The following is a 14627-nucleotide window of genomic DNA, read 5'->3' as shown; positions in this document are numbered from 1 at the left end:
GCGTCCCGCACCCTCAAGAGGGGATGTTGGGGCGAGAGAGCGTTACAATTCACGCGCTGCCCGCTGTCGTTCGTGAATCCGCCCGGAGTCACGACCCACACGGGCGCCACCACACAAGCAACCCGGCCACTCAGCACGGCCGCGCCGTGCGCGAACCCGGCCGCACCGGCCGTCGCTCGCTCATCGCACCGGAAGGTCGTTCGTGACAGCAGCTCACCAGCCCAGCGTTGACGTACGTTCCCTCGCCGACACGCTGATTGCGCGTGCCGCCTCCAATGGTGGGCACCTGACGTCGGCGGAGGTCGCCCAGGCGGTCGACACGGCAGACGTAACCCCCGCGCACGCCAAGAAGCTGCTGAGGAGCCTGGCCGAGGCGGGCGTCACCGTCGTGGTCGACGACTCCGCTCACAGCCGGCGCCGGGTCGCAGCGGCTCGATCGGCGACCCCCGCATCCAAGGCGGCCACCGCGAAGGCCGCGCCACCGGCCCGCAAGGCTCCCGCGGCCAAGCCGCTGACAGCCGTCGAGTCCGTCCCGGACCCGGCGGCGGCGAAGAAGGTCCCCGTGAAGAAGGCCGCGCCTACGGCGCCCACCGCATCCGCCGCGGCTGCCGCGGCACCCGCTGCCGGGGCTCCGGCCGCGGCCGCGGCGAAGAAGGCCGCGCCGGCCAAGAAGGCGGCGGCGAAGAAGGCCGGACCGGTCAAGGCGGCACCGGACGGCGCCAAGAAGGCACCGGCCGACCCCGCCAACCCGGGCGTGCCCGGCGAGGAGCCGGAGCTCGAGGAGATCGACGACGCCGCCCTGGCCGCCGAGATCGAGGACGTCGTCGTCGACGAGCCGGTCGAGGCGACCCAGGCCGCCGAGGCCGACGCGGAGGCCACGGCCACCGACGACGACTTCGCGTGGGACGACGACGAGTCCGAGGCCCTCAAGCAGGCCCGGCGCGACGCCGAGCTCACCGCCTCGGCCGACTCGGTGCGGGCCTACCTCAAGCAGATCGGCAAGGTCCCGCTGCTCAACGCCGAGCAGGAGGTGGAGCTGGCCAAGCGGATCGAGGCCGGGCTCTACGCGGCCGAGCGCCTGCGCGCGGCCGAGGACGCCGGCGAGCCGATGCAGATGCCCGGCCGCCGCGACTTCCTGTGGATCTCGCGCGACGGCGAGCGGGCCAAGAACCACCTGCTCGAGGCCAACCTCCGGCTTGTCGTGTCGCTGGCCAAGCGGTACACGGGCCGCGGCATGGCGTTCCTGGACCTCATCCAGGAAGGCAACCTGGGCCTCATCCGCGCGGTCGAGAAGTTCGACTACACCAAGGGCTACAAGTTCTCCACCTACGCCACCTGGTGGATCCGCCAGGCCATCACCCGCGCCATGGCCGACCAGGCCCGCACCATCCGCATCCCGGTGCACATGGTCGAGGTCATCAACAAGCTCGGGCGCATCCAGCGAGAGCTGCTCCAGGACCTGGGCCGCGAGCCCACCCCGGAGGAGCTGGCCAAGGAGATGGACATCACGCCGGAGAAGGTGCTGGAGATCCAGCAGTACGCCCGGGAGCCCATCTCCCTCGACCAGACCATCGGCGACGAGGGCGACAGCCAGCTGGGCGACTTCATCGAGGACTCCGAGGCGGTCGTGGCCGTCGACGCGGTCTCGTTCTCGCTCCTGCAGGACCAGCTCCAGCAGGTCCTGCAGACGCTCTCGGAGCGCGAGGCGGGCGTCGTGCGGCTCCGCTTCGGCCTCACCGACGGCCAGCCGCGCACCCTTGACGAGATCGGGCAGGTGTACGGGGTGACCCGTGAGCGCATCCGTCAGATCGAGTCCAAGACGATGTCGAAGCTGCGCCACCCGTCGCGTTCGCAGGTCCTGCGCGACTACCTCGACTGAACGATCGTTTTTCGCTCTGCGCGAACCCGGGCCGTCCCCAAAGGGCGGCCCGGGTGTGTTTCCGCTCACCACGGGCATTACAGACCCGTGGCGGCGCGCCAAGCCACTTGTGATCGCAAGCTTGGCGCGATAGGAAGCACGTAGCGGGTATTCAGATCCTCGTGGGTCCGGTGCTCGTGAGTGGGTAGCAAATGTGACATGGGTCCTGTCCGCAAGGCGGGAACGATGTCGGGCAAGGCAGTGTTGAACCATCTGTGAACGACGCAAGGAAGCGTTCGTCGGTGACGATCAGAGGAGGAAGGCGATGACCCCGACCCTCACGCCGCCGCCGGAAACGGCAGCGCCCCCCGCCGCCGAGGAACGGTGCGACCGCTGTAACGCGGCAGGGAAACTCCGGGTCAGGCTCGCCGAAGGCGGCGACCTGATCTTCTGTGGACATCACGCCAACAAGTACGCCGATCAGCTGGTCAAGATCGCAGTCGAGTACTCAGTAGCCCCGGACTTCACGTGGCGCGGCACTGAGCTCCCGACCAGCTGAGACCAATACGCCGACCGCAGGCGGACCTTCCGAGGTCCCCTGCGGTCTTTTCGTGCCCGGCGCAGCTCAGCCGGCCTCCAGGAGGCCGGATCAGGGTCCGCGGTCGTCTCGCCGGCGCTCCTCGACCGCCACAGCGAGCCGACGGCGTCCCGGGCGTCTCCGCGGCCGCTGCTCGTCCTTGGGCCTCTAGCAGCCACATCCGCCGACCGGCCCTGACCCCGTGTACGCCAGGCACGCTCGCAGCCAGCCGGCGGGCAAGGAGTCACGCCCGAATATGGATCGACGCGGCCGTCTACCGCTTCGGGGGGTGCGGTACCTGCCGCCAATCCGCCCCGGATCCATGCCCGCTTTGCGCGATATGTCGACCGCTTCACAACCGACATATCGGATTTAAAGGTTGTCGGGCGAAAAATCCGTTAAGTCGCGGCACGGAGTGCCCGACTTAACGGACAAACCAGCCAACCCCAAGCGCCCCTACAGCGTCTGAATGGTGGCGATGCGCTCCTCGAGCTGCTCGATCGTCGCCTGAGCGCTCGGCGGGCCACCGCACAGCCGGCGCAGCTCGGCGTGGATCTTGCCGTGGGGCAGGCCGGTGCGGTGGTGGTGGGCGGCGACGAGGGTGTTGAGCTGGCGACGCAGGACGATACGGCGCTCACCGGCGGTCCGGGGCTGGGGCGGGATCTCCGGGGCGGCCTGCTCGGCCACGGGGGCGTTGGTGCCGCGGCGGCGTTCGGCGGCCATCTGCTCGGACTGGCGCTTGGTGAGCAGGGCGGTGACCTGGTCGGGGGTCAGGAGGCCGGGCAGGCCCAGGTACTCCTCCTCCTCGTCCGACCCCGTCTGCGCCGGCATGCCGAAGGTGGCACCGTCGAAGATGACCTGGTCGAGCTCGGCGGTCGCGCCCAGGGCCTCGAAGCTGCCCTCCAGCTCGCCGCTGGCCTTCTCCTCGCGGTTGGCCCGCTCGAGCTCGTCGTCGTCGTAGCCGTCCTTGGTCTTCGGCTCGCCGAGCACGTGGTTGCGCTGGGCCTCCAACTCGGCGGCCAGCTCCAGCAGGTGGGGCACGCTCGGGACGAAGACCGTGGCCGTCTCGCCGGTGCGCCGCGCCCGCACGAACCGGCCGATGGCCTGGGCGAAGAACAGGGGGGTGGAGGCGCTCGTGGCGTACACGCCGACGGCCAGGCGGGGGATGTCCACGCCCTCGGACACCATCCGTACCGCGACCATCCACTTCTCCGTCGACGCGGAGAACGCGGCGATCCGGCCGGACGCGCCGACGTCGTCGGACAGGACCACGACGGCCTTCTCGCCGGTGATCTCGTTGATCGCCTTCGCATAGGCCCGGGCGTTCTGCTGGTCGCTGGCGATTACCAGGCCGGCCGCGTCGGGCATGCCGCCGGAGCGGAGCCGGTCCAGGCGGGCGTCGGCGGCCTTGAGCACCTGGGGCATCCAGTCGCCCTTGGGGTCGAGCGCCGTCCGCCACGCCTGCGCGATGAGGTCCTGCGTCATCGGCTCACCGAGCCGGGCCGACAGCTCGTCACCGGCCGACGTGCGCCAGCGGGTCTCTCCCGAGTACGCCAGGAAGATCACCGGCCGCACGACGCCGTCCCGTAGCGCCTCCGAGTACCCGTACACGGTGTCCGACCGGGACCGCTGGATGCCGTCGGGCCCCCGCTCGTACTCGACGAACGGAATCGGATTCTCGTCCGACCGGAACGGCGTCCCTGTGAGCATCAGCCGCCGCACGGCCGGCTCGAACGCCGCCTTCACCCCGTCGCCCCACGACTTCGAGTCGCCGGCGTGGTGGATCTCGTCGAGCACCACGAGGGTCCGCCGGGTCAGGGTCCTGCGCTTGTGTACCGCGGGCGCGATCCCCACCTGCGCATACGTCACCACGGTGCCGTGGAAGTCGGACGCGGCGTGCACGTCGGAGTTGCGGAACCCGGCGTCCAGGTCGATCCCGACCCGCGCGGCCGCCTGCGCCCACTGCGTCTTGAGGTGCTCCGTGGGCGTGACCACCGTCAGATTGTCGATGGTGCCGTCGGCGAACAGCTCCGTCGCCACCCGCAGCGCGAACGTGGTCTTCCCGGCGCCCGGCGTGGCGACCGCGAGGAAGTCCTCGCGCTTCCCGCGCAGGTACTCCATCAGGGCCTTGCGCTGCCACACCCGGAGCGACTGACCTTGCTGCACCCCCACCGGACGCGGCGGCATGCGGCACCCCTCCCCGAAACGTCCCTCACGTCAATTCCACCCGGCGGCCCACACTCGTGCGGCCCACCGCCGTCGCCGTTGCCCGCCACTCCCCCGGCGCACTCCAGCTCCAGCCAATCTCAGCCCGGCTCCACCCGCAGCCGGCCCGACCCGCAGCCGGCTCGACCGCAGCCAGCCCGACCCGCAGCCGGCCCGACCCGCAGCCGGCCCGACCGCAGCCAGCCGAGCCTCAGCCGGCCGAAGCCTCAGCCGGCCCGAACTGCCGCCCGCCGACCCGGAGCCGCCCGGCCCGCCACCCCGAAGGAGCCGGACCACGGCCAGGTCATCCGCCGCCGCACGGCACAGCGGCTCAGCGACGTCACCCAGCGACCGCCGGCCAGGATCGGCCCGACCCGCGCTGATCCGTCCGCTTCAGCAGCTCGCCGGGCCGAAGCCCGCCGCACCGCTCACCGGGCAGCCGCCCGCCGCGCCACGAAGCCGAATCGCACCCGTCACCGGCCGCGCGAGCAGCCGAGCGACGCGGAGACCCGGGCCGTTCCCGCCACTCGGAAGTGGGAGCACGGCCGCATGAAAACGCCCTCGCGTCAGCGCGGACCGCGAAGGCGTTGACAGCTTAGCGGGCGTCGGCCGGCGATGCGCCGAACCGAGCCGAACGTCACGAGCTCGGGGGTGTCGGGTCGTCGTTCTGCACGACGTTTTCGTAGATGTCCTTGCACACCGGGCAGACCGGGAACCGTTTCGGGTCGCGCGAGGGCACCCAGAGCTTCCCGCAGAGCGCGCGCACCGGCGTGCCCTCGATCATCGCCTGCATGAGCTTGTCCTTCTGCGTGTAATGCGAGAAGCGCTCGTGGTCACCGGCGTCGTAGCGGTAGTCGGTGCTGGTCTGCTCGTCGACGCGCTGGTCGGTGAGCGTTCCACCACCGTTCTCGGGAGAGGTCGTCACACCCCCAGTCTGCCAGGCCCACCGCGAATTGGCCCGCACCAACCTCCCCCTGTGGATAACTCCGGCCCGGCCTGAGGATAACTTGGCCGGGCTATCGTGACCTGGTGATCAACCACGCCATTCGTCTCGGGGCCGACGTCGAGGCCGCACTGCAGTCCGGTGCGCCTGTCGTCGCCCTGGAGAGCACGATCATTTCGCACGGCCTGCCGCGGCCGGCCAACTTCACCGTGGCCAAGGAGATCGAGGCGACGGTGCGCCAGGCCGGCGCCGTACCGGCGACGATCGGCATGATCGCCGGCGAGATCGTGGTCGGCCTGTCCGAGGAGGAGATCCGGCACCTGGCCGAGCGCGACGGCGTGATCAAGCTGTCGGTGCGCGACCTCGCCCCGGCCGCGGCCACGCGCGCCGACGGAGCCACGACCGTCGCGGCGACCTCGGCCATCGCGGTGCGGGCCGGCATCCGGGTCTTCGCGACCGGCGGGCTGGGTGGAGTACACCGGGACGCGGTTTCGACATTCGACGAATCGGCCGACCTCACGGCCCTGTCCCGGCTGCCCATCGCCATCGTCTGCGCGGGCGTCAAGTCCATCCTCGACGTGCACGCCACCCTGGAACGGCTGGAGACGCTCGGTGTCGGGGTGGTCGGCTACGGTACCCGCCGATTCCCCGGCTTTTATCTGACCGACGCCGGCTTCGACCTCGACTGGTCGGCCGACGACCCCGGGGCCGTCGCCGAGATCATCCGGGCCGCCCGCGCGCACGACGTGCACCAGGGCGCCCTGGTCGTGGCCAACCCGCTGCCCGTCGAGGAGCAGCTCGACCCGGCGCTGCACGACCGGGTGCTGGCCGAGGGCCTGGCCGGCCTGGAGCGGGAGGGCGTCACGGGCAAGGACGTCACGCCGTACCTCCTCGCGCACTTCCACACCGCGACCGAGGGCAAGAGCCTGGACGTGAACGTCCGCATCATCCTGCGCAACGCCGACCTGGCCGCCCGCATCGCCGCGGCGATCTGACCCGTGACAGTCCTCGTCATCGGTGATGTGGTCACCGACATCCTCACCGTGCACGAGGGCCCTCTGGCCATCGGCTCCGACACCATCGCGCGGGTGCGCACAGCCGGCGGCGGCTCGGCCGCGAACACCGCGGTCTGGCTGGCCGCCGCCGGCTCACCCGTAGCCTTCGCCGGGGTGGCCGGCGCCGACGAGCCGGGCGACGCCCGCACAGCCGAACTCCAGGCCGCCGGCGTCATCACCAGCATCCGCCGCGTCCCGGGCGTGGCCACCGGCACCGTGGTGGTCCTGACCTCGGACGCGGAGCGCACGATGTTCACCGACCGCGGCGCCAACCGCCTCCTGTCCCGAGAGGACGTGGAGCGCGCCCTGGCGCTGCCGTCGCTGCGCCACCTCCACCTGTCCGCGTACGTCCTCTTCGACGAAGACTGCGCCCCCGCGGGCCGCTACGCCCTCGAGGAGGCCCACCGCCGCGGCCTGACCACAAGCCTGGACGCCGCCTCAGCCGCTCCTCTGCAATCCCGAGGAGGCCCAAAATTCCTGGCATCGGTACCGCCGGTCGACCTACTGTTCGCGAACCTGGACGAGGCCCAGGTCCTGGGCTCGACCAACCCGGCCGACCTCCGGCAGCACGCGAAGGCCGCAGTGGTGAAGGCGGGCCCAGCAGGCGCCACCTATGCCGACGCCACCCAGACCACAGCCGCCCCCGCAACGCCGGTAGCGAAGATCGTCGACCCGACCGGCGCAGGCGACGCCTTCGCCGCCGGCTTCCTGACCGCCTGGCTCACGGGCCGCCCCCCTGCCGAGGCTCTGGCCGCCGGCAACACTTTGGGCGCCCGAGCGGTACAGAACTTAGGCGCAAGGCCCTGACGAGCACCCACCGCCAACCGCACGCCGCAGCCCAGACCAGAAACGCACGGGCAACACCCGACCGCCGAACGCCGCACAGCCACCGCTCGGCCGGAAGGCGCAACGCCCGGATGCGCACACGGCGCGCAACGCCCGGATGCGCACACGGCGCGCAACGCGCGGACGCGGACACCGGGCGCGGCGCGCGAACGAGGCGACGGCGCAAGTAGCGGGCTGGCACGCGTTGCCGGACGCGCACGAAGCGCGCGGACGCGGGCACGAAGCGCGCGGACGCGGGCACGAAGCGCGCGGACGCGGGCACGAAAACGCGATGCGTGAACGCGCCGCGCGGACGCAGACGGGGCGCGGACAGGACGACCTCTAGAGCGCGGCCGCGACCTGGCTGCCCGACCGGCGTGCGGTGCGCGCGGTATGTGAACGCGGCACACGGACGCGGACCGGCGTAGGGCGCAAACGCGCACGCGCAAATGCGGGCACGACGCGCGGACGCGGCGCGCGGGCTGGGCGCGCTCCCGCGCGCGACGCGCGGACGCGACGCGCGGACGCGGCGCGGGGAGCGGACGCGGCGCGGGGAGCGGACGCGGCGCGAGGAGCGGACGCGGCGCGAGGAGCGGACGCGGCGCGAGGAGCGGGCGCGAGGAGCGGGCGCGAGGAGCGGGCGCGGCGCGGGGAGCGGGCGCGACGCGCGGACGCGACGCGCGGGCCGGGCGCGACGCGCGGGCCGGGCGCGACGCGCAGGCCGGGCGCGACGCGCAGGCCGGGCGCGACGCGCGGGCCGGGCGCGACGCGCGGATACGGCGCGTGGGCAGGGCGCGCTCCCGCGCGCGGCGCGTGGACGCGGCGCGGGGGCCGGAACCGGCGCGTGGACGCGGCGCGGGGGCCGGAACCGGCGCACGGAGGCGGCGCGAGGGCCGGAAGCGGGGGCCGAGCGCGGCGCGCGGACGGGGCGGCGCGCCTGGGTGCGGGTTGCGGCGCGTGGGTGCGGGGCCCGGTGCCGGGTGCGGCTGTGGTGCGCGGGCTCCGGGGCGTTGGTGCCGGGGAGGCGTTGGTGCGGGGCGGTGCGTGGAGTGGTTCATGGATGCTGGGTCGGGGTTCAGGGTGTGGGGGCTGGGCGTCCCGGTTATTGGCTGGGCGGGGTGGGTTCCGGGAGATGGGGCGCGCCGGGAGGCTGGTGGGGGCTCGGCCGTGGGCGGAGAGGGTGGATGGGTTGTGTCCTGGTCCGGCGTTTGGCTGTGGTTCGTGGCAGACTCGATCCAATGGGTCGCAGGGATCGTCCACAGCTGATCACCGATGCGGCGCGGAGCCCTGAGCAGGAGCTGCGTGCCCGTGAGATTCGCTACGTGCTGATGATGCTGCTGCGGGCTGCCTGCGTGGTTGTCGCGGCCATTCTTGTGGCTACTCGGCCTCCGCTGTTCTGGCTGTGGATCTCCATTTGCGTCGCCGGTGGTGTGTTTCTGCCCATGGTTGCGGTGCTGCTGGCCAATGATGCGCCCGTGCGGGAAGAGAATCGGTTCCGGAACAAGTTTCGGCGCAAGCCGACCTCGCATCCGAATCCGGAGCAGGCCCTGACCGAGCGTGAGCACAAGGTCATCGATGCCGAGTAGCGCTCCGGTGGTCCTCGCGCCGGCGCTTCGTTGGGTCCGCGGATAGGTGCGTCCGGCGATAGATGTGTCCGCAGAAATAGGCGCGCCCGCGCGTAGGTGAGCCCGGGCAAGGCGCATCCGCGCGAAGGTATGTTCCCCCTCGTGCGACACGTCCGAGCACGGGCGTGGCCGCGGCAAGACGAGAGCGGGGACGCGCATCGGCTCTGCCTTGCGGTGTCGATCCGGCGTCCGTCCCAAAGCAACGCGCGGCCTCAACAGCTTCCGGCCCAGCAGTGCCCAAGCTCAACAGCATTCGGCGCAGCAGCGCCCGAGCTCAATACCGTGCCGTGCCGCAGCGCCCGGCCCAGCAGCGCCCGGCCCCAGCAGCGCCCGGCCTCAACAGCGCGCGGCCCAGCAGCGCGCGGCCCAGCAGCGCGCGACCTCAACAGCATTCGGCACAGCCGCGCCCCAAGCCAAACAGCCTGCGGCACAGCCGCGCTCAAGCCAAACAGCCTGCGGCGCAGCAGCGCCCGAGCCCCAACGGCGTGCGGCCCAGCTGCGCCTGGCCTCCATTGCGTGCGGCTCAGCAACGTGGGCCCGACAGCACGCGGCCCCGCGAAGAGCCGCGGCATCAGTGCAGCGGGCCCTCGCGGGGCGCAAGAACGGGCGTCGTGGCGGTGGTGCTACCGGTCGGTCGGCTTGACCGGGGTGCCCGGTGCTACGCCGCCGGGGCCGGTGATGGGGCCGGCCTGGTCGCGCTGGGTGGTGCCGGTGGCCAGGAGGTCGCGGATCTCGGTCAGGAGGCGGATCTCGTCGCTGGGGGCCTCCGGCTCGGGCTCGATGCCCCGCTTACGGCGTTCGGCGAGTTTGTTCATGGGCAGGACTACGAGGAAGTACACGGTGGCCGCGGTCAGTATGAACGTGATCACGGCGTTGACGAACGCGGGCCAGTTGAGCACCTGCGAACCGACTTGGAGGCCCTGTTTGTCGTCGACCCCGATGCCGCCGGTCAGACTGATCAGCGGCTTGAGGAAGCCGTCGGTGAACGCGGTGACGACGCCGTTGAACGCGGCGCCGATGACCACTGCGACGGCGAGCTCGATGACGTTGCCACGCGAGATGAAATCCCGGAATCCCTTCAGCACAGAGGCACCTTACGGCCGGTGAGCCCGGCCCGCATCCGTTGTCGTCCTACGCCTACGGGTGACAGAGTCACCTACCGTGGACGGGTTACCGGAGGCGATCGCCGCGCGACACGCAGTGCCGGCCGAGAAAGTCCACCCCGGGCCGCCCGGTGGCGCCAACCTCGTGTACCTGCTGGGCGACGACCTCGTCCTGCGGATTCCCCGCGCCCGCGCGGACGCGGCCGCCCTCTTCACCGAGGCGGTGATCATTCCCGCCGCCCGCCGCGCCGGTGTCCTGACCCCGGCCGTGATCGAGTTCGACCGCACGGTCCCCTACCTGGTCACCGAGCGGGTCCGCGGGGTGGATCTGCAGACGCAGGGGGTACTGCCGCCGAAGCTTTTCGAGAGCGTCGGGCGCGAACTCGCGAAGCTGCACCGCATCGCGCCCGCGCCAGGGCTCCCGGTGGCCGGCCCGCCGCCCGACCCGTGGGCCCTGGTCTCGGACCTGCGCGCGGAGGGGCGCATGGACCAGGAGGCGGCCGAGTGGCTGGCCGGATGGTTCGACCGGCTGGCCCCGAGGGTGCCGATCGCCCCGCTGCCGGTACCGATCCACGGCGACGTCGCACCGCAGAACATCATTGTCGAGTCCGGCACGCTGACCGGCCTGGTCGACTGGGGCGACGCGATGCTGGCCGACCCCGCCACCGAGTTCGCCAAGCTCCCGCTCACCGTCGTGCCGTGGGCGCTGCGGGGATACGGCGAGCCCAACATGGAGCCGCGCGTCCTCTGGCACCACCTGACCTGGGCTCTCGCCCGGCTGCGGGACCCGGACCCGTCGTCGGCCCGGCACTGGACCGCCCCGCCGGCCAGTCGCCTGCTGGGCCTGCTGCGCTTCTTCGCCACCACCGACACGTGGCGCGACCTCGCGTAGCTACCCCACCCAGCCGACGAACGTCCCTTTCGCCCCGGTTCGTGGCGCGGTCGCGGCCGGTGCCGGCGCGCCCGCCGAGGCGGCGTTGAGGGCGGCGTTCAGCGTGCGGGTCAGCCACGCGTTGACCGAGAGCCCGTCGCGCGCGGCCGCCTCCTCGATGCGCTGCTTGAGCTGCTCCGGCGGCCGGAAGTTGATCCGGCCGACCGGGCCGTCGGGGGCGGGCTCGGGCTCCGCCGGAGGCGCGGGCGCGGGCTCGTTGGCCGCCGTGGTCACGACGAAGTACGGGTTGCGATCCCGCACCCGCACCTCGACCGACCCCGGCGCCAGGTCGCGGGTGATCTCGTCGGCCGCGTCGGTCAGCGCGTCGAGCATCGCCAGGCGGGTGGCCGAGGCGACGGCCGCGGCCAGGCGCTCGGCCAGGGCGGACTCCTCGGGACCCGCGGCCGCGAGGAGCTCGGCGCGCAGGCCCTCCACGTAGCTGGTCAGGTCCATGCCCGCAAGTATGGCAAATTGCATGGCGCCGATGGCGCCATCGATAAGGCGGCCACGGGGAGGATGATGAGCAGGAGGCGACACCTCAGGGGAGAAGCATCATGATCCAGCTGCTCACGCCGGACGGGACGCTACGCGACGATGACGAGGCCCCGCTCACGGTGACCCCGGAGCTGTGCCGGGCCCTGCTGCGGGACATGGTGCTGGCCCGCCGGTTCGACGAGGAGGCGCTGGCGCTGCAGCGGCAGGGCGAGCTCGGGCTGTGGCTCCAGTCGCTCGGACAGGAGGCGGCCCAGGTCGGCTCCATGCGGGCGCTGCGCCCGAGCGACTACGTGTTCCCCAGCTACCGCGAGCAGGCGGCCGCGCGCTGCCGGGGCGTGACCCCGACCGAGCTGATGGCCCAGTGGCGCGGCGTCGCGCACTCCGGCTGGGACCCCGCCCGCTACAACTTCCACATCTACAGCCTGGTCCTGGGCACGCAGGCACTCCACGCCACCGGGTATGCGGTGGGCGTCCGGTTCGACGGCGCCGACGACGTCGTCCTCGCGTACTTCGGCGACGGCGCCAGCAGCCAGGGTGACGTCAACGAGGCCCTGAACTGGGCGGCCGTCGCGGACGCGCCGGTCATCTTCTTCTGCCAGAACAACCAGTGGGCGATCTCGACGAGCACCAGCCGCCAGATGGGCGCCCCGCTGCACCGCCGCGCGGTCGGGTTCGGCCTGGAGTCGTACCACGTCGACGGCAACGACGTCCTCGCCGTGCACGCCGTGACCGCCCGGGCCGCCGAGTCGCTGCGCCGGGGCGGGCCGCCGGTGCTGATCGAGGCGATGACGTACCGCATGGCCGGCCACAGCACGTCCGACGACCCCCGCCGCTACCGCGCGGACGCGGAGGTGGAGGTGTGGCGCCGGCGCGACCCGATCGCCCGCCTCGACGCGCTGATCCGGGCCCGCGGCTGGGCGTCGCCCGAGTTCGACGCCGACCTGGCGGCCGAGTCCGACCGGCTCGCGCAGGAGACCCGAGATGCATGCATGTCGATGCCCGAGCCGACCGTCGCGACGATCTTCGAACACGTGGCGAACCAGCCGAGCCCCCTGGTCCGAGCCCAGCAGGACTGGATGGAGGCGTATCACAAGACGCTTGCCTAGGATTCCGGGGCCGCTTCGCTCCCGCCCCGGGTAGGGGGCTCCCGCCCCCATGGACCCCCGGCCACGACCTCATGGCGCCAAAAGCCACTTGAATGGCGCCAAGCGTGGTGCCATAGTGATGCCATGACCGACTCCGGCATGGCTGACCCGACATGACCAACTCCGGCATCACCGTCTCCGGGCTGCGCAAGTCGTACGGGGACCAGGTCGTCCTCGACGGGCTCGACCTCGACGTCCCGGCCGGCGCGATCTTCTCGCTGCTCGGCCCCAACGGCGCCGGCAAGACCACGATGGTGCACATCCTGGCCACGCTCATCCCGCCCGACGGCGGCACGGCGGCCGTCGCGGGCCACGACCTGGCCACCGAGCCCGCGAAGGTCCGCGCCGCGATCGGCCTGACCGGCCAGTTCTCGGCCGTCGACAGCCTCCTCACCGGCGAGGAGAACCTCCTGCTCATGGCCGACCTGCTGCACCTGCCCCGGCGCGCCGGCCGCGACCGCGCGAGCGAGCTGCTGGAGCGCTTCGAGCTGACCGGGGCGGCCAAGCGCACCCCGGCGACGTACTCCGGCGGCATGAAGCGCCGCCTCGACCTGGCCATGACGCTCGTCGGCAGCCCACGCGTGATCTTCCTCGACGAGCCCACCACCGGCCTCGACCCGCGCAGCCGCCGCACCGTCTGGGAGATCGTCCGCGACCTGGCCAAGGGCGGGGTGACGATCTTCCTGACCACGCAGTACCTCGACGAGGCCGATCAGCTCGCCGACCAGGTCGCCGTCCTCGACCAGGGCCGCATCGTCGCCTCCGGCACCCCGGACGCACTCAAGCGCCGGGTGCCCGGCGCCCACGTCCGCCTGGTGTTCTCATCCTCGGAGTCGCTCCGCGCCGCCGCCGTCGCCCTGCCCACCGCGGCCCGCGATGACGAGGCACTGGTGCTGCAGGTGCCGACCGACGGTACCCCCGCCGACCTTCGCTCTCTGCTCGTCCGACTGGAGACCGCGGGCGTCGATCCGGACGCGCTGACGGTCCACACCCCGGACCTGGACGACGTCTTCTTCGCCCTGACCGGCCACGCCACGAAGGAGCCCGTGTCATGAGGGACGCTTTGACCATGCTGCGCCGGGACCTGCGGCACAACCGCCGCAACCCGTCCACGATGTTCGGCGCGCTTATCGCCCCGATCCTGATGCTGCTGATGTTCGTCTACATCTTCGGTGGCGCCACGACCCTGGGCACGTCCGCGTACCTCGCCTACGTCGTCCCGGGCATCCTCGTGCTCTGCGTCGGCTACTCCGTCGGCCAGACCGCCGTCGCCGTGGCCACCGACATGAACGAGGGGATCATCAACCGGTTCCGCACGATGGGCATCTCCCGCGCCGCGGTCCTGACCGGCCGCGTCCTGGGCACGGTCCTGCGGACCCTTCTGTGCGTGCTGCTGATCCTGCTGCTGACCCTCGCCATGGGGTACCGCCCCCACGCCACCCTCACCGGCTGGCTGACCGTGACCGGCGTCGTCGCGCTGTCAGCGTTCGCGGCGGCCTGGCTGACCACAGCCATGGGCCTGTCCGTGCGCACCGTGGTGGCCGCCAGCTACGCCGCCCTGCCGATCACCCTGCTCCCGATCCTGAGCAGCGCCTTCGCCCCGACCCAGCACATGTCGGCGGGCGTGCGGGCGTTCACGGAGCACCAGCCCTACACCCCGATCATCGAGTCCCTGCGCGAGGCCCTGAACGGCGCTCCCGCCGGCTCCCACCTGTGGTGGGCCCTCGGCTGGACCGCCGCTATGGCCATCGCCGGCTACCTCTGGTCCCGCGCCCGCTTCACCCGCCCGCCCACCCCGCGCTGACCCCGCCGCATCCGCGCGCCGGCGGATGGGTGACTCGGCTGCGTGGGCGTCCGGGGGCCGG

General features: G+C 72.3%; 13 protein-coding genes. 9 read left to right on the top strand and 4 right to left on the bottom strand.

Features of this window, described 5'->3' with window-relative positions; translation table 11 throughout:
- Positions 1–202 precede the first annotated feature (202 nt).
- Both Dvina_RS09130 and Dvina_RS09125 read left to right on the top strand, forming a co-directional pair.
- Positions 203–1879, top strand: a complete 1677-nt coding sequence (locus Dvina_RS09130; protein WP_223101977.1) for an RNA polymerase sigma factor — start codon at positions 203–205, stop codon at positions 1877–1879.
- 304 nt (positions 1880–2183) lie between these two features.
- Positions 2184–2417: a DUF7455 domain-containing protein gene (locus Dvina_RS09125; RefSeq protein WP_223101976.1), complete on the top strand. Its 234-nt coding sequence runs from the start codon at positions 2184–2186 to the stop codon at positions 2415–2417.
- A gap of 474 nt (positions 2418–2891) precedes the next feature.
- Here the strand turns inward: Dvina_RS09125 and Dvina_RS09120 are convergent, their stop codons facing one another.
- Together Dvina_RS09120 and Dvina_RS09115 are read right to left on the bottom strand one after the other, a co-directional pair.
- On the bottom strand, positions 2892–4622 hold the full coding sequence (locus Dvina_RS09120; RefSeq protein WP_223101975.1) for a DEAD/DEAH box helicase: 1731 nt from the start codon (positions 4620–4622) through the stop codon (positions 2892–2894).
- A gap of 655 nt (positions 4623–5277) precedes the next feature.
- Complete coding sequence (locus Dvina_RS09115; protein WP_223101974.1) at positions 5278–5565, bottom strand: DUF3039 domain-containing protein; 288 nt, start codon at positions 5563–5565, stop codon at positions 5278–5280.
- Positions 5566–5669: 104 nt separating this feature from the next.
- Between Dvina_RS09115 and Dvina_RS09110 the strand changes: the two genes are divergently transcribed.
- The 3 genes from Dvina_RS09110 to Dvina_RS09100 all read left to right on the top strand — a co-directional run bounded on the left by Dvina_RS09110 (position 5670) and on the right by Dvina_RS09100 (position 9049).
- Complete coding sequence (locus Dvina_RS09110; protein ID WP_223101973.1) at positions 5670–6578, top strand: pseudouridine-5'-phosphate glycosidase; 909 nt, start codon at positions 5670–5672, stop codon at positions 6576–6578.
- A gap of 3 nt (positions 6579–6581) precedes the next feature.
- Positions 6582–7445, top strand: coding sequence for a carbohydrate kinase family protein (locus Dvina_RS09105; protein ID WP_223101972.1), 864 nt, complete (start codon positions 6582–6584; stop codon positions 7443–7445).
- A gap of 1256 nt (positions 7446–8701) precedes the next feature.
- On the top strand, positions 8702–9049 hold the full coding sequence (locus tag Dvina_RS09100) for a DUF3099 domain-containing protein (RefSeq protein WP_223101971.1): 348 nt from the start codon (positions 8702–8704) through the stop codon (positions 9047–9049).
- A 662-nt stretch (positions 9050–9711) separates the two neighbouring features.
- On the opposite strand, the gene mscL is transcribed toward Dvina_RS09100, so the two are convergent.
- The gene (mscL, locus tag Dvina_RS09095; RefSeq protein WP_223101970.1) at positions 9712–10173 is read right to left on the bottom strand and encodes a large conductance mechanosensitive channel protein MscL; all 462 of its coding nucleotides are present in this window, start codon (positions 10171–10173) and stop codon (positions 9712–9714) included.
- A gap of 76 nt (positions 10174–10249) precedes the next feature.
- On the opposite strand from mscL, the gene Dvina_RS09090 reads away from it, so the two are divergent.
- Positions 10250–11083: a phosphotransferase family protein gene (locus Dvina_RS09090; protein ID WP_223101969.1), complete on the top strand. Its 834-nt coding sequence runs from the start codon at positions 10250–10252 to the stop codon at positions 11081–11083.
- On the opposite strand, the gene Dvina_RS09085 is transcribed toward Dvina_RS09090, so the two are convergent.
- On the bottom strand, positions 11084–11575 hold the full coding sequence (locus Dvina_RS09085) for a toxin-antitoxin system HicB family antitoxin (protein WP_223101968.1): 492 nt from the start codon (positions 11573–11575) through the stop codon (positions 11084–11086).
- 101 nt (positions 11576–11676) lie between these two features.
- On the opposite strand from Dvina_RS09085, the gene Dvina_RS09080 reads away from it, so the two are divergent.
- From Dvina_RS09080 to Dvina_RS09070, 3 genes are all read left to right on the top strand, one after another.
- Positions 11677–12723, top strand: coding sequence for a thiamine pyrophosphate-dependent dehydrogenase E1 component subunit alpha (locus tag Dvina_RS09080; protein WP_223101967.1), 1047 nt, complete (start codon positions 11677–11679; stop codon positions 12721–12723).
- 152 nt (positions 12724–12875) lie between these two features.
- The gene (locus Dvina_RS09075; protein WP_223101966.1) at positions 12876–13817 is read left to right on the top strand and encodes an ATP-binding cassette domain-containing protein; all 942 of its coding nucleotides are present in this window, start codon (positions 12876–12878) and stop codon (positions 13815–13817) included.
- Complete coding sequence (locus tag Dvina_RS09070) at positions 13814–14566, top strand: ABC transporter permease (protein ID WP_223101965.1); 753 nt, start codon at positions 13814–13816, stop codon at positions 14564–14566. Before Dvina_RS09075 ends, Dvina_RS09070 begins: the two co-directional genes overlap by 4 nt.
- The last annotated feature ends 61 nt before the right edge of the window (positions 14567–14627 follow it).

Origin of the sequence: Dactylosporangium vinaceum (assembly GCF_019904175.1) — a bacterium.
Taxonomy (GTDB): domain Bacteria; phylum Actinomycetota; class Actinomycetes; order Mycobacteriales; family Micromonosporaceae; genus Dactylosporangium; species Dactylosporangium vinaceum.
This window is presented reverse-complemented; position numbering and strand designations above follow the sequence as displayed.

Coding starts and splice junctions, on each gene's coding strand:
- Dvina_RS09125 (WP_223101976.1), top strand. CDS start 2,184: ATGACCCCGACCCTCACGCCGCCGCCGGAAACGGCAGCGCCCCCCGCC.
- Dvina_RS09100 (WP_223101971.1), top strand. CDS start 8,702: ATGGGTCGCAGGGATCGTCCACAGCTGATCACCGATGCGGCGCGGAGC.
- Dvina_RS09080 (WP_223101967.1), top strand. CDS start 11,677: ATGATCCAGCTGCTCACGCCGGACGGGACGCTACGCGACGATGACGAG.
- Dvina_RS09120 (WP_223101975.1), bottom strand. CDS start 4,622: ATGCCGCCGCGTCCGGTGGGGGTGCAGCAAGGTCAGTCGCTCCGGGTG.
- Dvina_RS09070 (WP_223101965.1), top strand. CDS start 13,814: ATGAGGGACGCTTTGACCATGCTGCGCCGGGACCTGCGGCACAACCGC.
- Dvina_RS09075 (WP_223101966.1), top strand. CDS start 12,876: ATGACCAACTCCGGCATCACCGTCTCCGGGCTGCGCAAGTCGTACGGG.
- Dvina_RS09085 (WP_223101968.1), bottom strand. CDS start 11,575: ATGGACCTGACCAGCTACGTGGAGGGCCTGCGCGCCGAGCTCCTCGCG.